The sequence below is a fragment of the Streptomyces sp. NPDC000134 genome (assembly GCF_042899225.1).
In the GTDB taxonomy this organism is placed as follows: domain Bacteria; phylum Actinomycetota; class Actinomycetes; order Streptomycetales; family Streptomycetaceae; genus Streptomyces.
On record NZ_JBIAZN010000011.1, the window covers coordinates 233,162 to 251,700 of the forward strand.

Genomic DNA, 18,539 nt, shown 5'->3' on the forward strand with positions numbered 1-18,539 from the left:
GCGCGGGGAGCCGAGCTCGCTGTGGCGTAGACGTTAAGAAGCCACTCCCGCTACGTCAACGCTTTTGTTGACAATTTAGGCAACAATTAAGCCCCGGGGTGCGGGTGCGCCGTCCCCGGGGCCGGAGGGCGGATCGGATCAAGGCCGCACGGGGGGCGTGCCGTGCGTGTGGAAGGACTCGATGGTCTTCAGGCCCCATGCCTGGCCGTTCTTGCGCTCCTCCTCGGTCCAGGTGATGAGCGGCCAGTCGGGAGCGAGGACGAGGCGGGTGAGCGGGTTGCAGAGTTCGACGCGGTTGCCGCCGGGTTCGTAGACGTAGAGGAAGAACGTCTGCTGGATGGCGTGCTTGTGCGGTCCCGTCTCGATGAAGACGCCGGTGTCGATGGCGAGGTCGGCGGCGCGCAGGATGTCCTCGCGGGTGTCGGTGGCGAAGGCGATGTGGTGCAGGCGGCCCTGGCTGCCGGTCCAGTCGGACGTGTAGACGACGTCGTACGACTTGTCGGTGTACGTCAGCCAGCGTGCCGCGATCTCGCCGGAGTCGAGCCGGATCTGCTCGGTGGGGCGGGCGCCGAGGAGCTGTTCCTGCCACTCGGCGTTGGCGAGGACGTCGGCGGCGAGGAAGTTGATGTGGTCCAGGCGGCGGACGCCGACGCCGCGGTTGGGTTTCGCCTGTGGCTGGTTCTTGAGAGCGGGCTTGAGCGCCGGCGGGGCTTGGTAGTGCTCGCTCTCCCAGTACAGGGCGTGTTCGTGGCCGTCCGGGTCGGTGGTGACGTAGAGCCGGCCGAGACCGGGCTCGTCCTCGGTCCACTTTCCGGTGCCGCCCGCCGCCTCGACGGCCCGCACCCGGCGCCGGAGCGCCTCCTCGCCGGAGGTGCGCAGGGCGAGGCGGCCGAGGCCGGGCTGATCGCGGGCGGTGAGGACGAGGCTGTGGTGCTCGTAGTCGTCGAAGGTCCGCAAGTAGACGGTGTCGCCGTCCTGGCCGTTGACGGTCAGGCCCAGGAAGTCGGTGAAGAAGGCGACGGAGGCGTCCAGGTCCGGAGTGAACATCTGGGCGTGGCCGATGTGGGCGATGTCGCCGAGAGGCGGGGTCATGAGCGACCTCCTGTGGGTGGTACGGGGAAGACGGTGCCGTCGAAGATCTTGCGGGCGGTGCGGACGACGGCGGTGCGACGGGCTCTGGGGCCGTCTTCGGGGGCGGGGTCGATGCTGCTCTCGATGTCTGTGAATCCGCTGGGGTGCTCGATGCGGAGCCGGTCACCGTCTTCGGGGAGGGCCGCGATGCCGTGCGCGACGCTGCCCTCGATCCGCAGCCCGGCCGCCACGCCGGCGGCGCCCAGGACACCGATGGAGGGGTGCACACGGGCCGGGATGAAGGTGCGGGTGGTGACGGCGCCGCCGTGGCGGGGCGGTGAGAGGAGGGTGAGCTTGGGGACGGTGGTGTCCGTGACGTCGCCGAGTCCCATCAGGTGACCGGCCGCAAGCCGTATCTCGTGGAGCCGGGCGGTCAGTTCCTGGTTCCTCTCCAGGTCCTTCGGGTCCTCCCGGCCGGTGACCTGGAGGGCCTCGGCCGGGATCAGGACGGTCGGCATGCCGTTGTCGACGCACGTGACCTCGGTGCCGGCGGCCGTGTCGCGCACGTTCCCGGTGGGCAGCAGCCGCCCTCTGCGCGGCGGGAATCCGATGACGACGGCGGCGGCGCACCCGGGGACCCCGGAGATTGCCGTGTCGCCGCTGTAGTCGACGCGGCCGTCAGGGGTCGGGAACGTCGCCGTGGCGAAGTCACCGGAGTTCACCATGCGGATGCGCACGGTTGTCTCGCTGCCGCCCGCGCGTACGAGTCCGCGCTCGACAGCGAACGGGCCGACCCCGGCGAGCAGATTGCCGCAGTTCTGGCGGTCCGAGACCTCCGCCTCGTCCACGGCGACCTGGAGGAAGAGGTAGTCGACGTCGGCCTCGGGGTCGGCCGACGGGGACACCACCGCGACCTTGCTCGTGAGCGGGTGGGCACCGCCGAGGCCGTCGATCTGGCGCGGGTCCGGGCTGCCCATGACCCGCAGCAGCAGCTCGTCGCGGACGGCCGCTTCGGCAGGCAGGTCGGCTGCCAGGAAGTAGGCGCCCTTGGAGGTGCCGCCGCGCATCAGCATGCAGCGGAGCCCCACGGGGCCGGTCACGATTGGGCCTCCTCGTACGAGCGGTAGGTCACCCCGAGGCGGGTGAGCGTCTCCCGCAGCCCGTAGCGGTCCAGGCCCAGTTGCCCCTCCAGGAAGGCGGCGCGGGCCCCGGCCTCCTTCCGCTCGCGGGCCTCGGACGCCTCGGCGGTGTCGCGGGCGCGCTCGCGCGGGACGACCACCACGCCGTCGTCGTCGGCGACGATCACATCACCGGGGCGGATCACCTGGCCGCCGATCACGATCGGTACGTTCACGCTGCCGCCGGTCGCCTTGACCGTGCCCTGCGGGCTGACGGCGGCGGACCAGGCGGGGAAGCCCATCGCGCGCAGTTCGGCGGTGTCGCGGATACCGGTGTTCAGGACGACGCCACGGACCCCGCGCCGGGCGAGGGCCGTGGCGAACAGCTCGCCGAACAGGCCGTCCGTGCACGGCGAGGTGGTGGTGACGACGAGGATGTCGCCCTCGCCGCACTGCTCCACCGCCGCGTGGATCATGAGGTTGTCGCCGGGCCAGCACAGCACCGTGACCGCGGTGCCCGCCACCCGGACACCTCGCTGGATCGGGCGCAGACGCGTGCCGAGGAAGCCGGTGCGGCCCATGGCCTCACCGACGGTGGCCGTTCCGTAGCCGGCGAGCGCGGCGACGTCCTCCGCCTCGGCCTTGGGCGGGTCGGTGACGATCACGCCGGGCATCAGGCGAGCTCCTTCGCTATCTGCGGGTAGGGCCGCATGTACGCCTCGGCCATGGTCCTGTGGGCGAGGCCCAGGTTGGGGCCGGCGTTGCGCTTGAGCTGCACGCCGCGGCGTACGGCGAGGTCGGTGTAGTAGTCCCACAGGTGCTGCTGGGCGCCGAGGCACTCCATGGCCTTGCGCTTGGTCTCCCACACCTCGGTGATGTCGAGCAGCACCTCGGGCCTGAAGCCGCTCATCTCCGGCTGGTGGGGCTCGAAGTAGAAGACGGGCGGGGCGCCGATGATGCCGCCCTCGCCGGGGTAGCCGATGGCCTGGGCCAGGACGCGGGCCTCCAGGGCCATGCGGTTGGCGGCCGGGTGGTCGCCGTTGTACGGGTCCTCGGTGGGGTGGGTGAGGACGGCGTCCGGCTGCGTCTCCCGGTAGACGGCGACGAGCTGGTCGGTCAGCTCGGCCGTGGCGACGAGCGGGTAGTCGCCGGCGTCGAAGAAGCGGACCTCGGCGCCGAGGACGGCGGCGGCCTTCTCCGCCTCCTCCCGGCGTATCGCCTTGATCTCCTCCAGCTTCTTGCCCTCCCGCCACGCCTTGGCCGACTCGCCGCGCTCGCCGAAGGTCAGGCACGCGATGGTGACCTTTTCGCCCCGGGAGGCGGCCAGGGCGATGGCTCCGCCCGCCCGCCACACGAAGTCCCCGGCGTGCGCGGTGACGACGAGGGTCGATCGGGGCGGAGTGGCGGCGGGTGCGCCGTTGCCGTGGGTCATGCTGCATCTCCTTGGTGACAGGTGCCGCACCCGCCCCAGGAGCGCGTTTCAGTCGGCGCGCAGGGCGTCGATCACGCTGCTGAGGTGGGCGCGGACGGCCGTCTCGGCCGCTTGCGGGTCCCTGGCCCTGATCGCTTCGATCACGGCCAGGTGCTCACTCAGGGACTGCTGCGGACGGCCCGGCCGCAGCGCCAAGTGGAAGCGGTGGCGCACCAGTTGGGCGTTGAGCCGCTCCAGGAGACCGACGGCCGTGTGCCGGCCGGAGGCGTCCCGGATCAGGGCGTGGAGGTCCTGGTTGCGTTCGGAGTAGGTGACCGGATCGCCGTCGGAGACCGCCCTGGACATGGCCTTGCCCAGGTCGGCCAGCTCGTCGAGCTGCGCGTCGGTGGCCTCGGTCGCCGCCTTGCCCGCGCACAGCCCTTCCAGCGCCATCCGGCACTCCGTGATCTCCACGGCCTCCTCGACCGTCACCACCCGCACCCGCGAACCGCGGTTGCGGACCCGCTCGACCAGCCCTTCGGAGGTCAGGTCGAGCAGTGCGGCACGCACGCTGGCCCGCGTGACGCCGTAGCTCTCGGCGAGCTCGTTCTCCACCAGCCGCTGGGCCGGCGCCATCTCGCCCCGCAGGATCGCCTTCCTGAGCCGCTCCAGCGCGTACTGCTTGGCCTGCTCTCCGGAGCCTGGACGGGCTTCCTTCGGCATCTGCCCTCCCTGAGTGAGTGCCTGTCGACGCTAAATCCAGGTGAACAGAATTGTCAACGATTCTGTTCTCACTTTTCCCGGGTGGGGCGAGTCACGGCGGGCGGCGGTGGTGGCGCCGTCGCCGCAGCGTGTTCGGGCCGTCCAGGGCGGTCGGCTCCAGCAGGGCGATGCGGAACGGGCGTACGGTGCCGGCGGCCGGCTCTTGCGGCCCGTCACCCTGGCGACACGGGAAGCCAAGCCGCCGCGTGACGCGGTCACCGGGACGGCTTCGCGTGGGTCGGCCGGCTCAGTCGCGGCCCATCCGGTCCTCGGCCGACAGGTGCTCCACCGTCCTGCCGGTCTCCGTGAACGTTCGGGTCACATGGCCCGAGGAGTACACCCACAAGATCCGCAGCGGTGTGTCGCCGGCATTGCGGAACAGGTGGGGGACCGGAGCGGGGATGTACGTGGTGTCGTACCGTTCCAGCTTCGTCACCTCGCCGTTCACCCACACCTCCGCCTCACCGTCCAGGATCGTCACGTGCTCGTCGCAGTTGTGCGAGTGCATCGGCGCCCCGGAACCCACCGGATACACGCTCATGCCGCTGGTGATGCGGTTCTCCCCGCCCGCCGACGACGTGGTGATCAGCGGTGTCGTGACGACCGCCCCGCCCCGGTCGAGAAGGGGCACGGACGCGGCCTTGACGATGGTGGTCATCCAGGGGTTCCTTCCACTTCGACGTGATGCGTCGACCGACGTTAGGTCGTCCCCGGTGCGCACGGATGCCCTCGGGCATGCAGGTTTACCTTGCGCTCCGGGAGGGGTGAGCATCTTTCGCCCGGCTGTACCGTCACCTGTCACCGCAGGGCTTCGACCCGTGGCGGAAACACGCCGGAAAGAGAAGGCAGGTATCGGCCAGATGAGGCTCCCCGTTCTCACCGAAGATCAAATGGACCAGCGGCAGAAGGAGTTGGCCGCCCGTATCGCCGGCCGCCGCGGCGCGGTCCGAGGTCCCTTCCGGGTGTGGCTGCACAGCCCGGAGATGTGCGAGCGGGCCGAGTCCCTCGGCGCGTTCGCCCGCTTCGACTGCAGCCTCCCCGAGCACCTGCGCGAGCTGGCCCTGCTGATGGCGGCCCGCAACTGGGACGCCCAGTACTCGTGGAACGCGCATGTGCGCCAGGCGATCGAGGCCGGTGTCCCGGAGGCCGCCGTCAAGGCCGTCGCCGAGAAGCGCGACGCGGTCTTCGAGGACGCCGCGGACCGGGCGTTCTACCGGTTCTGCCGCGAGATCCTCGAGGAGCACTTCGTCTCCGACGACACCTTCGCCGCCGCCCTGGCGCACTTCGGGGCCAGGGGCCTGGTCGACACCATCGGCGCGCTCGGCAACTTCACCATGCTCGGCATGTGTCTGAACGCCTTCCAGGTGGACCTCCAGGCCGACAAGGAGCCGCCCTTCCCGGACGTACGCGGCTACGGCCGGGTCACCCCGGACGCCGACGGGGCCCGGCGGTGAGCAGCCTGACGGACCCGGGGCCGGAAGGAGGCACCGCGGTGAGCCCCCGGAAACCCGCGCCGCCCGAGGCCGTCGTCCGGGTACGGGGCGTCACCAAGAGCTTCGGCGGCGCCGCCGCGCTCAAAGGCGTCGACCTCGACCTGTACCCCGGCGAGATCCACGCCCTGATGGGCATGAACGGCGCCGGCAAGTCCACGCTGGTGCAGGTCCTGTGCGGCGTCCACCAGCCCGACTCCGGCACCATCGGCATCGGCGGACAGCGCCATCCGGGGCTGACCGTGCGCAAGGCCCGCGGACTCGGCATCTCCTCGGTGCCGCAACGGCGCGAACTGGCCATGGGCCTCACCGTCGCCGAGAACATCATGCTCGGCGACCTGCCGACCCGGGCCGGCGCCGTCCACTGGAAGGCGGTCCGCGCCCGGTCCGGCGAGGCACTGTCCGGGCTCGGCATCGACATCGACGTGGACAGGATCGCGGGCACCCTCACCGTCGCCGAGCAGACCATGGTCGAGGTGGCCCGCGAGGTCCGCCGCGGCGGGAAGGTGCTGATCCTCGACGAGCCGACGGCCTGTCTGAGCGCCCAGGACGCCGGCCGGGTCCGCGCCCTGGTGCGGACCCTGCGGGACGAGGGCGTCGCCGTCGTCTACATCTCGCACTACATCGACGAGGTCATGTCCCTCGCCGACCGCGTCACCGTCCTCAGGGACGGCGGCCTGGTCCGCAGCGCCCCGGCCGCGGAGCTGGACCGCGCCTCGCTGGTGCGCGGCATGGTCGGCCGGGACGTGGTCTCCACCCGCCCCGAGCGCCCCGCGCCCAAGGACGAACACGGCCTCGTCGTCCGCGGGCTCACCCAGGGCCGTGCCATCCGGGACTTCACCGTCGAGGTGCGCAAGGGCGAGATCGTCGCCGTCCTCGGCCCCGCCGGCGACGCCCAGTCCCGCCTGTTCGACCTGCTGTCGGGACGGCGGCGCCCGGACGCCGGAGAGGTGCGCGTCGACGGCCGCGCCGTGCCCTTCGGCCGCGTCCCGGCCTCCCTCGCCAGCGGCCTGCGCTGCGTCACCGGCGACCGCCGCTCGCTCGGTCTGGTCCAGGGCATGACGGTCGACGAGAACCTGATGCTGGCCGGCGACCGCTTCGCCCGCCGCCGCTGGCACCGGGCCGCCCACCTCGCCCGCCGTGCCGCCCCGGTCCGCGACGCCTACGGTGTGGTCGCCCTCACCGGCAACCCGCCGGTCGGTTCGCTGTCCGGCGGCAACCAGCAGAAGGTCCTGCTCGGCAAGTGGCTGGAGACCGAACCGGTCGCCTGCTTCCTGGAGGACCCCACCAACGGCGTGGACGTCGCCGCCATGGCCGACATCCACGCCCTCGTCGACGACCTCGCCGCCCGCGGCGTGGCCGTCCTGCTGGCCTCCTCCTCCGCCGAGGAGGTCATGCGCCTGGCCGACCGGGTCGTCGTCGTGAGCGCCGGCCGCACCGTCGCCGAACACGACATCACCGCCATCACCCGTGACGAGCTCGTCGCGACCGCACTCGGAGGTCGACCGCAGTGAGCCTCAAGACCCCCTCCGCCTCCCCGGACACCGCGGCCGGCGGGCCGCCCCAGCGCTCGGGGGCCCTGCGTCCCGGGGTCCGGAACCCGCTGCGCGTCCCGCACGGCGGCCTGATCCTGGTCCTGGTCCTGGTCTGCCTGTTCACCGCCGTCCAGGCCGACGCGTTCACCTCCTCGCAGAACCTGCTCAACGTGCTGCGGCAGGTCAGCGTGAACGCCGTCATCGCGGCCGGGCTGACCCTGCTGATGACCGCCGGCGGCATGGACTTCTCCATGGGCGGCAACGCCGCCGTCACCCTGTGCGTCGGCGCCCAGCTCCTGGACGGCGGCTGGTCCACGCCCGCCGTCGTGGTCGTCTGCCTGGCCCTGGCCACCCTGATCGGCCTGGTCAACGGGCTGGTGGTGACCTACACCCGGGTCGCCCCGTTCGTCGCCACCCTGGCCTCCGCGATGCTTCTCGACGGCGTCGCGTTGCTCGTTCTGAACGGCATGAGCGTCACCATCGGAGACAGGATGTCCGCGCTCGGGAACGACGAGGTCGTGGGGGTGCCCTACCTGACCGTCGTGGCGGTGCTGGTCCTGGCGCTGACCGGCGTGACCATGCGGTTCACCACCTTCGGCCGCGACGCCTTCGCCATGGGCGGCAACGAGCACGTCGCCCGGCTCAGCGGCATCGACGTGAACGCCCGCAAGCTCGCCCTGTACGCGCTCGCCGGTGTGCTGGCGGGACTGGCCGGCCTGATGCTGCTCTCCCGGCTCGGCGCCGCCGCCCCCAACACCGCGGGCCTGCAGACCCAGTTGACCGCCGTCGCCGCGGTGGTCATCGGCGGCACCGCGCTCGCCGGCGGCCACGGCACCATCGTCGGCACCGTCTTCGGCGTGATCCTGCTGGGCGTCGTCGGCAACGCCCTGAACCTCCTCCAGGTCAACAGCAACTACCAGCTCGTCGTCACCGGCGGCGTCCTGCTGGTCGCGGCGGTCGTCAACGAGTTCCAGCGCAGGTCCGCACCCGGCCATTAGCGCCGTACCCGACAGCGAACGGCCGCCGCCTGCGCGCATCTCCCTCCCGGCGCGTCCCCCACGCAGGCACCTTCTCTTCAACGACGCAGGAAAGGCCCACCCCATGAAGCCCTTCACCCGGTCCCGCCGCGCCGCCGCGGCCTCGCTCGCCGGCGTCGCAGCCCTGGTGCTCTCCGGCTGCGGCACGCAGAACGACAGCGGGGGCGCCGCCGACGGCTCCGTCTCCCTCGGCTTCGTCAACGGCTCCAACACGCACTTCCACACGTGTCTGCTCAAGGCGGTCGAGCAGGAGGCCGAGGCGCAGGACGCCAAGGTCTACTCGGCCAACTCCAAACAGGACGCCGGGACCGAGCTGTCCAACATCGAGGACATGATCTCCCGGAACGTGGACGCCCTGATCGTCCAGACCGTGAACGTCGACGCGCTGGAGGGCGACATGGCCAAGGCCGAGAGCGCGGGCATCCCGATCTATCTGACCTCCGTGGCCACGTCCGACATGGACGACGTGCTCGGCGCCGCGGTGGTCGACCTGAAGAAGGCCGGCGCCCTGGACGCCGAATGGATCGGCAAGGACGCCGCCGGCCAGGACGTGACGGTCGGTGTCGTCGCCGGCGCCCCGGGTGCCGCCTCCGACCTGCTGGTGGGCGGCTTCAAGGATGCCCTGCCGAAGAACGCGGAGGTGGTCGCCGACCAGCCCGGCATGTTCAACCCCGCCAAGGCGCAGGACGTCGCCGAGAACATGATCCAGGCCCACCCCGGCCTGGACTACGCCTTCGTCGCCAACGAGGAGATGGCCTTCGCCGTCCGCAAGGCGTTCGACGCCGCCGGCGCCGAGGACGTCAGGATCGTCTCCGTGAACGGCACCGAGGAGGGCGTCGCCGCCGTGAAGGACGGCCGCCTCTCCGCCACCGTGGCGAACTCGGCGATGACCATCGGGCAGACCGCGGTCAGGAACACCATCGGCCTGCTCGACGAGAAGCAGGGTGTTGACAAGATCGCTGACATTCCACTTGTGTTGGTCACCAAGGACAACCTGAGCGAGGCTCCCCAGTACTGCCCGAAGTAGGGCCCCCACCGGTCACCGGTGCCCGTCTCACCGCGTCCGAGCCGCACATCCCACCGCGCCACCCGCGCGTCCCCGCACAGTCACTGCCGGGGCACGTCCGTGACCGGCGGTGGGCCCTTGCTCCTCACCCGGCGCCGGCCGGGCGGGGATCGGCCTTCGGAGGGACATATGGACCGCTTGCTCCTCATGCACAGTTTCGTCACCGTCGCGCAGGTCGGCAGTTTCAGCGGGGCCGCCAAGAAGCTGGGGTCCTCGGGCTCCCTGGTCTCCCGGCACGTCGCCGAGCTGGAACGGCAGGTAGGCGTCCGCCTCGTGAACCGCACCGCCCGCTCGTTGAGCCTGACCGAACCGGGACAGCGCTACGCGGTGTTCGCCGCCCGCATCCTGGACGAGATCGAGGCCGAGGACGCCGGCATCGCCCGGCTCCACGACCGCGCCGAAGGCACTCTCAGCATCATCTGCCCCAAATGGATCGGCAGCCTCGACCTCGGCGACGCCATCGCCGCCTTCTCCGCCGCCCATCCCAAAATCCACATACGCTTCGAACTCGGCGGGATGTCGGACCGCACCTACGATTTCCTCGACAGCGGTTTCGACGTCGCCTTCCACACCCGCGATCTGCGGGACTCCAGCGTCCGGCTGAAGAAGATCTCCTCACTGCCCTTCGTGCTCTGCGCCTCGGACGAGTACATCGAGCGGCACGGCTGCCTTACCCACCCCAATGACCTGGCCGCCCACGACTGCCTGGTGCACGTCAACGACCCGGTCTGGCGGATCGGCCACGGCCACGCGAGCACCCTGCACAAGATCCGCAGCATCGTCTTCTCGTCGAACTCCTACATCGCCCTCCAGAAGGCGGCGGTGCACGGCCGCGGCATCGCCCTGCTGCCCCAGCGACCGGTCTGCGACGACCTCGCCTCCGGCGCCCTGCGGGAACTGCTGCCGGAGCTGGCGGTGCCCGACCGTCCCCTGTACGCGATCTACGGCCCCGGGCAGGACACCCCGCGCAAAGTGAGCGTGTTCCTGGAATTCCTCGCCGAGTGGTTCTCGCAGAACCCCATTCCCACGGTCCGGTCGTAACAGCCGGCCGGGGCCGTGAGAAAGCGCAAGAAACGATTGCGCACCCCGAGGTCCTCGGCCCATTGAGCCCCCCGCGCCCGCAAACCTACGCTCACCAGGCGAGACGGAAACGAGGAATCCATGGGAATCCAGCGAATCGAATCGGTCACCTACGGCATCGACGACCTCGACGCATGCGTCCGGTTCTTCGACGACTTCGGCCTGCTGCTGGTGGAGCGGACCGGCGAACACGCGGTGTTCGAGACGCTCACCGGACAGACCCTCCATCTCGACACCGACCCCGGCCCGCTGCTGCCGCCCCCCGTGGAGGACGGCCCCACCCTGCGCGAGGTGGTCTGGGGCGTGGACACCCAGGAGGAACTGGACCGCCTGGTCGCCGCCGTCGGCCGCGACCGCCCCCTGCGCACGAGCGCCGACGGCGTCCACCACACCGTCGACCGCAGCGGCTTCGGCGTGGGGCTCACCCTCGCCCGGCCGAAGAAGGCGGCCGTCGAGCCCCGCCGGACCAACACCCCCGGCAGCGTGAACCGGTGGAACGAGGCGCTGGAGCCGATCACCCGCGTCCGCCCCCTGCGCATGTGCCACGTCGCCCTCAACATCGCCAAGGAGGGCAAGGACGAGGCCGTCGCCTTCCACACCGGTCTCCTCGGCTTCCGCCCGACCGACGTGGTGGAGCCCATGGGCGTCTTCATGCAGGCCCCCGGTGACGACGACCAGCACACCATGCTGCTGTGCCACCGCCCCGACCGGACCGGGGTGAACCACATCGCCTACGAGGTCCCCGGCTTCGACGACGTGGTCGAGGGCGGCAACCACATGATCGAGCGCGGCTGGCGCGAGGCCCGCAGGCTGGGCCGGCACACCATCGGCTCCAACGTCTTCCGCTTCCTGCACGCGCCCTGCGGCGGCCGGGTCGAGTACGCCGCCGACATGGACCGGGTCGACGAGACCTACGAGACCCGCGTGCACGGGACCACCCCGCCCCACCACATCTGGGCCCTGCGCACCAACCGCGACCAGGACGCCCCCGCCTCCTGACTCCCGGACCACCACCCCGCCGGCCTGAGAGGGCACCCACCCATGACCACCGACCACGGCCACCCCGCCGTCCGCATGTACATCGCGGGCGAGTGGTGCCAGGGCGGCACCGGACGCACCGCTCCCATCGTGAACCCGGCCACCGAGGAGGTGATCGGAGAAGTACCCCTGGCCACCACCGCCGACCTGGACCGCGCGCTCGACGCCGCCGCCGTGGGCTTCGCGGTCTGGCGCGCGACGCCCATAGCCGAGCGCACCCGCGTCCTGCACACCGCCGCCGACCTGATCGCCGAGCGCGCCGCCCTGATCGGACGCGTCGCCACCCGGGAACAGGGCAAACCGCTGAAGGAGTCCACCGGCGAGGCACGCCGCACCGCCGAGACCCTGCGCTGGCACGCCGACGACGCCCGCCGCGCCTACGGCCGCATCATCCCCTCCGCCCCCGGCACCGTGCTGACCGTCCGGCGCGAGCCCATCGGCCCGGTCGCCGCCTTCGTCCCGTGGAACTTCCCCGTCGGCGGCCCCAACCGGAAGATCTCCTCGGCGCTCGCCGCGGGCTGCTCGATCGTCGTCAAGGCGTCCGAGGAGACTCCGGCCGCCGCGATGGAACTGGTGCGCTGCTACGCCGACGCGGGCCTGCCGCCCGGCGTTCTCAACCTCGTCTTCGGCGAGCCTGCCGAGGTCTCCGCGCACCTGATCTCCTCCCCGGTCACCCGCCTGGTCGCCTTCACCGGGTCCGTCCCGGTCGGCAGACTGCTCGCCGCTCGGGCCGGCGAAGTCATGAAGCCCTCCCTGATGGAGCTGGGCGGCCATGCCCCGGTGATCGTCTGCGCCGACGCCGACCCCGTGACGGCCGCCCGCAGGGCCGCGCAGGCCAAGTGGGCCAACGCCGGCCAGGTCTGCACCTCGCCCAGCCGCTTCCTCGTCCACGCCTCCATCGCCGAGGAGTTCACCGCCGCGTTCGCCGAGGCCGCCGAGGCGGTCGTCGTCGGCGACGGGCTGTCCGAGGGCACCACCATGGGCCCGCTCGCCAACGGGCGTCGCCTGGACGCGATGGAGCGCTTCACCGCCGACGCCGTCGCCCGCGGTGCCAAGGTCCTCACCGGCGGCGAACGGCTGGACCGCCCCGGCTACTTCTTCGCGCCCACCGTCCTCACCGACGTACCGGAGGACGCGGAGCTGATGCACGAGGAGCCGTTCGGCCCGCTGGCGCCGGTCGCCGCCTTCCACGAGCTCGACGAGGCACTCGCGATCGCCAACGCGCTGCCCTACGGGCTGGCCGCCTACGGCTTCACCGGCTCCGCCGCCACCGCCGAGAGGCTCGCGGACGAGCTGGAGGCCGGCATCCTCTCCCTCAACCACTGCGGCGGCTCGGTCCACGAGGCCCCCTCCGGCGGTGTCAAGGACAGCGGTTACGGCCGTGAAGGCGGCCCCGAGGCCCTGGACGCCTACCTGATCACCAAGCGCGTCTCCCACCTGCTGGTGCCATGAGGTACGCGCGTGTCTCGGTCGGCGGGCACCCGGTGTGGGGCCGCGTGGGGCAGCGGAACGTCGAGCTGCTGTCCGGCTCCCCCCTGCAAGAGGCCGACACCCACGTCATCGGCACCGTGCCGCGCGAGGGCGCGCACTGGCTGCCGCCGGTCGTCCCGCCCGTCTTCTACGCCGTCGGCCTGAACTACCCCCGGCACATCGCCCACGCCGGTGGCGACACCCCCGAGCGCCCCGAGGTCGGCTACCGCGCCAACAACGCCCTCACCGGCCACCTCTCGCCGATCGTCAGACCGGCCGAGGTCACCGGCCGCTTCGAAGCCGAGCCCGAACTCGTCGCCGTCATCGGCCGCACCCTGCGGCACGCCACCCGTGCCGAGGCCCGCGAGGGCGTCTTCGGCTGGACCATCGGCAACGACGTCAGCGCCCGCACCTGGCAGGACCAGGACCGCACCTTCTGGCGCAGCAAGAACAGCGACACCTTCAAGCCCATGGGCCCCTGGATCGAGACCGACGTCGACGCCCTCGCGCAGACCACCACCCTCCGCGTCAACGGCGAGGTACGCGCCGAGTTCGCCACCGGCGACATGGTCTTCGACCCCTTCGACCACATCGTCGCCCTCACCCGGTACGTCACCATGCGCCCCGGTGACGTGCTGTGGATGGGCGCCGAGTCGACCTGTCAGCTCGAACCCGGCGACACCGTGGACGTCGAGATCGGCGGCATCGGTGTGCTCTCCAACCCCGTACGACTCGAAGAGGAACGAGGCAATCAGTCATGAGCGCGGCTCCCCGCTACATCCACCACGTCAACTTCCCCACCACCGACCCCGACCGGACCGCCGAGTGGTACACCAAGGTCTTCGGGATGAAGCGGATCATGCCCAAGTCCAACACGCGCGTGGTCCTGATGACCCGCGGGAACTTCGACCTGCACTTCACGCCGGTCGAGGAGATGGAACGCATGGCGCCCTACCACTTCGCCGTCGAGGTCGACGACTGGGACGGCTTCCTCGCCCACCTCGAAGAGCTGGGCATCCGGCACACCCGCCCGATCGAGCGCCCCGAGAACCGGTCCAGGTTCTGCTACATCCACGACCCCGACCACACCATGATCGAGCTGGTCCACCACGCCGAGCGGCGCAACTGAGCCCCGAGCACCGGACTTCAGGAGTTCATTCCCATGCCCTTCGCCGACTCCGACGGCATTTCCGTCTACTACGAGCGCCACGGCAGCGGCCCGGCGATCCTGTTCGTGCACGGCAGCGGCGGCCACCACGCCGCCTGGTGGCAGCAGGTCGCCGCGCTGCGCGAGGAGTTCACCGTCGTCACGGTCGACCTGCGCGGCTTCGGCAAGTCCGACAGCTCCATGCCGGAGTTCGACGGCCAGGACTTCCCCGGGGACGTCGTCGCCGTCCTCGACCAGGAGGACCTCACCGACGTCATGCTGGTCGGCCAGTCCATCGGCTCCGTCGCCGCGCTGCGCGCCGGCCTGCTGCGGCCCGAGCGGGCCTCCTGCGTCGTCCTCGGCCACTCCCTGGGCGGCATCGACCACCCCGAGCTGAGGGAACTGGCCGCCGCCGACCGCGCCGAGGCCGTCAAGCTGCCGGTCATCGACCGCCTGCTGACCAGGCCGTTCCAGACCGAGCGCGCCGACCTCACCTTCCTGTTCCAGCAGATGGGCACGTTCAACGCGGCCAGGATGCAGGACCTGCGCAACCTCGACACCGACGGCCCCACCCTGGGCGAGATCCGGGCGTCCGGCCTCAAGGTCGCCTTCCTGGCCGGCGAGAAGGACGCCGTCCTCGGCGTCAAGACCGTCACCCGCGCCCACGAGCTGCTGCCCGGCTCGCACCTGGAGATCGTCCCCGGCGCCCCGCACTCCATGTACTGGGAGACGCCCGAGCCGTACAACGCGGCCATCGCCCGCCTGCGCCGCACCCTGACCGCCCCGAAGGAAGCCGCATGAGCAACGTCACCCTCGCCGCCGCCGAGGAGATCATCGAAGCCGCCCGGAAGCGGGCCGAGGAGATCGGCAAGGCGGTGAGCGTCGCCGTCGTCGACGCCGGCGGCTTCGTCGTCGCCGTCCGCCGTTCCGACGGCGCCCGCCCGCTCACCCCCGACATCGCCCGCGCCAAGGCGTACACCGCCGCCGTGATGCAGCGCCCCGGCACGATGCTGAAGAAGTGGCAGGAGAGCCAGCCGGTCTTCTTCTCCCAGCTCTCGCAGTTGCCCGGCGCGGCCATGCCCATCCTCGCCACCGAGGGCAGCGTCACCCTCAAGAAGGACGGCGAGATCATCGGCGGCCTCGGCGTCGCCGGCGGCACCGCCGAGGAGGACCAGGCCATCGCCGACGAGGTCCTCGCCGCTCTCGGCTACGAGCTCCGGTTCGACGCCTGGGGCGTCGCCGGCGAGCCGGCCGCGAAGGAGGGCTGATCATGGCGGACACGTTCAACTACCGCATCGACCACCACGGCAGCCTGGTCCGCCCCGCCGGCCTCGTGCGCGACGACCCGCGATCCGTGGCGGACGCGGTACGCGAGGCCGTCACCTACCAGCGCAAGCTGCGCTGCACCGTCGTCACCGACGGGGACTTCCCCCGCGAGGACTTCCGCAGCGCCGTCCTCGACGGCGTCTCCGGCTTCCGCCGCACCGGCGAGACGGGCCCCGGCGGCCTGGTCCGCTGGGTCGCCGAGTCGCTGCCGAAGGCCGACGGCCCCCTGGTCGCCGACCGGGCCGCCCGGCTCACCGAGCTGACGGTCATCGCCCCCAAGGCGTCCCTGCCGTCCCCGGCGTACCTCGCGGCCACCACGTACCGACCCGGCCTCGGCATCTCATCCGCCCGGGAACTCGGCGAGGCCCTCGCGGACATCATCCGGACGGAGATCGCCCTGCTCGTCTCCCGGGGCGTCCGTCTGATCCAGCTCGACAACCCCCTCCTGCTGGACCAGATCGCCACCGACCCGGCCGGCCCCGGCGCGCTGTCCTTCGAGGACGCGCTCGCGGTGGACGCGGCGGCGGTACGGCTCGACGAGCGCCCCGAGGGCGTGCGCATCGGCGTGGCGCCCGGCTGGGCCGCGCCGGACGCGGTGGACCGGGCCCGCGCCGAGCGCATGTACGCCGCGATCCCGGCCGACCGCTGGGTGCTCCCGTTCGACCAGGGCACCCAGGCCGAGACGGACCTCGTCCGGGCACTGCCCGAGGGGCGCGACTTCTGCCTGGGCGTGGTCGACGCGACCACCCCGGAACTGGAGGACGTCGACACGGTGATGTCCCGCATCGACCCGCTGGAGGCGTTCGCCGACCTGGAGGACGGGGCCGTCGCGCCCTCCCGGGGCTTCGCGGACGTCGCGGCCCGGCCGCTGCTGGACGCCGAGGCCCAGCGCGGGAAGCTGGTGCTGGTCGAGACCGTCGCCCGGTACTGCTGGGGCAACGAGTTCTGAGACGGCGGCCGGTCCGGGAAGCACCTGCTGCACGGACCGGCCGCCCCGCTCTCACAGCACGTCGGCGAAGACCACCGACCGGTCCGTCAGCAGTGGCCACACGGTCTCGACGATCTGCTCCGCGAAGTGCGGGGCCGCCTTGTGCGCCTCGAACCCGGTGACGTCGTCGTAGCGCTCGTACAGCAGGAAGCCGCCGGGCTCGCCGGCCACGGAGTGCACCTCGTACATCAGGTTCGCCGGTTCGGCGCGGGTCGCCTGCCGCGCCTTCAGCAGGGCTTCACGCACCACGCCCGCATGCTCGGGCGCGCAGCGGTAGTGGGCGACGACTGCGTAGGCCATGTTCTTCCCTCATTCTCTTCCGCGCGTCTCACTCGGCTCCCGGCGGCGTGGCGCGCACCGTCCGGCCGGCCGATTCCAGCACGGATCGAGCCCCGCCCGACCAGCGCGCGACGCAACCAATGCCTGCCGCCACGGGGCTGGTGAAGCCACCCCGGCATGGTGTGTCGTCGCATCCGGCCCGCACGGCCGACCCGTTGGAACCGCGGTCGCCCGCACCGCGGTCGGCGAAGGAAGTGATCTGATGCGCACTCTGGAAACGCTCCTGGGCGGAGAGTGGGTGACGACCGGTGAGTGGATCGACGTCCACGACCCGGCCGACGTCCGCGCCCCCGTCGCCCGTGTCCCGGCCCTGTCCGCCAAGGACGTGACCCGGGCCTACGACCACGCCGAGCGGGGCTTCGCCCGCTGGAGGCGCACCAGCCCCTTCGAGCGGGCCCGCGTCCTCACCGGCGCGGCCCGGCTGATCCGCGAACGGCTGGACGCGATCGCCGCCGACGTCACCGCCGAGAACGGCAAGACACTGGCCGAGGCCCGCGGTGAGACCGCCAAGGCCGCCGACTTCCTCGACTACTACGCCGGACTGGCCCGCCAGGGCTACGGCACCCTCCTGCACGACGCCCGCCCCGACACCCGAACGCACACCCAGCGCGAGCCCATCGGCGTCATCCTGGTCATCAGCCCCTGGAACGACCCGCTGATCACCCCGGCCCGCAAGCTCGCCCCGCTGCTCGCGACCGGCAACGCGGCGGTGTTCAAGCCGGCCACCGACACCCCGGTGTCCGGGCTGCACTTCGCCCGTGCCCTGCACGACGCGGGCCTGCCGGCCGGTGTGCTCAACGTGGTGACCGGCCGCACCCGGGAGATCGAGGAGGCGCTGCTGGACGACCCGCGGATCGTCGCCGTCACCTTCACCGGGTCCAACGAGGTCGGCAACCTCATCCGCCGTCGCCTCGCCGGCCGCAACGTCCGCTTCCAGGGCGAGCTGGGCGGCAAGAACGCCTCCGTCGTCCTGAAGGACGCCGACCTGCCGGCCGCGGCGAAGACCGTCGTCGCCGCCGCCTTCGGCCAGGCCGGGCAGCGCTGCACCGCCACCAGCCGGGTCGTCGTGGAACGGCCGGTGTACGAGGAGTTCACCGAGCTGCTGGTCGCCGAGGTCCAGAAGCTCAAAGCCGGTCCGGGCGGCGACCCGGCCACCACACTGTGCCCGCTCGCCGGCCCCGGGCAGCGCGACAGCGTCCTCACCGACCTGGCCAAGGCGGTCGAGGAGGGCGCGGTGGTCCTCACCGGGGGCGGCGCCGACACCGAGGGCGAGCGCGCGCACGGCTGCTACGTGCAGCCGACCGTGCTCGGCGATGCCACTCCCGAGATGGCCGTCTGGCGGGACGAGGTGTTCGGCCCGGTCCTCGCCGTCCGCGCCGTCGAGGACTTCACCCAGGCCGTCGAGGCCGTCAACGACTCCGTGTACGGCCTGGCCGCGGCCGTCTTCACCCGCGACATCGGCACCGCCTACCGCTTCGTGGACGAGGCCGAGTGCGGCCAGGTCGCGGTCAACCATCCCACGCCCGGCTGGGACGTGCACCTGCCCTTCGGCGGCTTCCACGACTCCGGCACCGGCTACAAGGAGCAGGGCGAAGAGGTCCTGCGTTTCTCCACCCGCGTCAAGACGGTCGCCGTCCACTTCGGCGTGTGAGCACGCGTGA

20 protein-coding genes are annotated in these 18,539 nt (G+C 71.8%); 13 read left to right on the forward strand and 7 right to left on the reverse strand.

Annotation, left to right across the window (positions count from 1 at the left end; all coding sequences use genetic code 11):
• Positions 1–138: 138 nt before the first annotated feature.
• From ACFY32_RS18780 to ACFY32_RS18805, 6 genes are all read right to left on the reverse strand, one after another.
• Complete coding sequence (locus ACFY32_RS18780; RefSeq protein WP_359200973.1) at positions 139–1,092, reverse strand: VOC family protein; 954 nt, start codon at positions 1,090–1,092, stop codon at positions 139–141.
• Complete coding sequence (locus tag ACFY32_RS18785) at positions 1,089–2,171, reverse strand: 4-oxalomesaconate tautomerase (protein ID WP_390674752.1); 1,083 nt, start codon at positions 2,169–2,171, stop codon at positions 1,089–1,091. The genes ACFY32_RS18780 and ACFY32_RS18785 overlap by 4 nt, the downstream gene beginning before the upstream one ends.
• Positions 2,168–2,863, reverse strand: coding sequence for a 4-carboxy-4-hydroxy-2-oxoadipate aldolase/oxaloacetate decarboxylase (locus tag ACFY32_RS18790; RefSeq protein ID WP_390674753.1), 696 nt, complete (start codon positions 2,861–2,863; stop codon positions 2,168–2,170). Before ACFY32_RS18790 ends, ACFY32_RS18785 begins: the two co-directional genes overlap by 4 nt.
• Complete coding sequence (locus ACFY32_RS18795; protein WP_390674754.1) at positions 2,863–3,621, reverse strand: PIG-L deacetylase family protein; 759 nt, start codon at positions 3,619–3,621, stop codon at positions 2,863–2,865. Before ACFY32_RS18795 ends, ACFY32_RS18790 begins: the two co-directional genes overlap by 1 nt.
• A gap of 48 nt (positions 3,622–3,669) precedes the next feature.
• Positions 3,670–4,323 carry a GntR family transcriptional regulator gene (locus tag ACFY32_RS18800; RefSeq protein WP_390674755.1) on the reverse strand — a complete coding sequence of 218 codons (654 nt, stop codon included), beginning with the start codon at positions 4,321–4,323 and terminating at the stop codon, positions 3,670–3,672.
• A 286-nt stretch (positions 4,324–4,609) separates the two neighbouring features.
• The gene (locus tag ACFY32_RS18805) at positions 4,610–5,020 is read right to left on the reverse strand and encodes a cupin domain-containing protein (RefSeq protein WP_359200983.1); all 411 of its coding nucleotides are present in this window, start codon (positions 5,018–5,020) and stop codon (positions 4,610–4,612) included.
• A 232-nt stretch (positions 5,021–5,252) separates the two neighbouring features.
• On the opposite strand from ACFY32_RS18805, the gene ACFY32_RS18810 reads away from it, so the two are divergent.
• The 12 genes from ACFY32_RS18810 to ACFY32_RS18865 all read left to right on the forward strand — a co-directional run bounded on the left by ACFY32_RS18810 (position 5,253) and on the right by ACFY32_RS18865 (position 16,500).
• Positions 5,253–5,816 (forward strand): carboxymuconolactone decarboxylase family protein, encoded by a 564-nt coding sequence (locus tag ACFY32_RS18810; RefSeq protein WP_390674756.1) that lies wholly within the window; start codon positions 5,253–5,255, stop codon positions 5,814–5,816.
• Between the two features lie 38 nt (positions 5,817–5,854).
• Positions 5,855–7,366: a sugar ABC transporter ATP-binding protein gene (locus tag ACFY32_RS18815; RefSeq protein ID WP_390674757.1), complete on the forward strand. Its 1,512-nt coding sequence runs from the start codon at positions 5,855–5,857 to the stop codon at positions 7,364–7,366.
• Positions 7,363–8,385 (forward strand): ABC transporter permease, encoded by a 1,023-nt coding sequence (locus ACFY32_RS18820; protein ID WP_359200989.1) that lies wholly within the window; start codon positions 7,363–7,365, stop codon positions 8,383–8,385. Before ACFY32_RS18815 ends, ACFY32_RS18820 begins: the two co-directional genes overlap by 4 nt.
• 103 nt (positions 8,386–8,488) lie before the next feature.
• Positions 8,489–9,451 (forward strand): sugar ABC transporter substrate-binding protein, encoded by a 963-nt coding sequence (locus tag ACFY32_RS18825; RefSeq protein WP_359200991.1) that lies wholly within the window; start codon positions 8,489–8,491, stop codon positions 9,449–9,451.
• A gap of 168 nt (positions 9,452–9,619) precedes the next feature.
• Complete coding sequence (locus ACFY32_RS18830; protein WP_359200993.1) at positions 9,620–10,531, forward strand: LysR family transcriptional regulator; 912 nt, start codon at positions 9,620–9,622, stop codon at positions 10,529–10,531.
• A gap of 120 nt (positions 10,532–10,651) precedes the next feature.
• A complete protein-coding gene (locus ACFY32_RS18835) occupies positions 10,652–11,569 on the forward strand; it encodes a VOC family protein (RefSeq protein WP_359200995.1) in 918 nt (305 codons plus the stop codon).
• Positions 11,570–11,611: 42 nt separating this feature from the next.
• Positions 11,612–13,060: an NAD-dependent succinate-semialdehyde dehydrogenase gene (locus ACFY32_RS18840; protein WP_359200997.1), complete on the forward strand. Its 1,449-nt coding sequence runs from the start codon at positions 11,612–11,614 to the stop codon at positions 13,058–13,060.
• The gene (locus ACFY32_RS18845) at positions 13,057–13,839 is read left to right on the forward strand and encodes a fumarylacetoacetate hydrolase family protein (protein ID WP_359200999.1); all 783 of its coding nucleotides are present in this window, start codon (positions 13,057–13,059) and stop codon (positions 13,837–13,839) included. Before ACFY32_RS18840 ends, ACFY32_RS18845 begins: the two co-directional genes overlap by 4 nt.
• On the forward strand, positions 13,836–14,207 hold the full coding sequence (locus ACFY32_RS18850) for a VOC family protein (RefSeq protein WP_390674759.1): 372 nt from the start codon (positions 13,836–13,838) through the stop codon (positions 14,205–14,207). The genes ACFY32_RS18845 and ACFY32_RS18850 overlap by 4 nt, the downstream gene beginning before the upstream one ends.
• A gap of 33 nt (positions 14,208–14,240) precedes the next feature.
• Positions 14,241–15,026: an alpha/beta hydrolase gene (locus ACFY32_RS18855; protein WP_359201003.1), complete on the forward strand. Its 786-nt coding sequence runs from the start codon at positions 14,241–14,243 to the stop codon at positions 15,024–15,026.
• On the forward strand, positions 15,023–15,493 hold the full coding sequence (locus tag ACFY32_RS18860; RefSeq protein WP_359201005.1) for a heme-binding protein: 471 nt from the start codon (positions 15,023–15,025) through the stop codon (positions 15,491–15,493). Before ACFY32_RS18855 ends, ACFY32_RS18860 begins: the two co-directional genes overlap by 4 nt.
• A gap of 2 nt (positions 15,494–15,495) precedes the next feature.
• Complete coding sequence (locus tag ACFY32_RS18865; RefSeq protein ID WP_390674760.1) at positions 15,496–16,500, forward strand: methionine synthase II (cobalamin-independent)-like protein; 1,005 nt, start codon at positions 15,496–15,498, stop codon at positions 16,498–16,500.
• Positions 16,501–16,551: 51 nt separating this feature from the next.
• On the opposite strand, the gene ACFY32_RS18870 is transcribed toward ACFY32_RS18865, so the two are convergent.
• Entirely contained in the window at positions 16,552–16,839 is a 288-nt protein-coding gene (locus ACFY32_RS18870) for an antibiotic biosynthesis monooxygenase (RefSeq protein ID WP_359201009.1), read from the reverse strand.
• Positions 16,840–17,080: 241 nt separating this feature from the next.
• Here ACFY32_RS18870 and ACFY32_RS18875 point away from each other — a divergent pair, with 241 nt between their 5' ends.
• Positions 17,081–18,529: an aldehyde dehydrogenase family protein gene (locus ACFY32_RS18875; protein WP_359201011.1), complete on the forward strand. Its 1,449-nt coding sequence runs from the start codon at positions 17,081–17,083 to the stop codon at positions 18,527–18,529.
• The last annotated feature ends 10 nt before the right edge of the window (positions 18,530–18,539 follow it).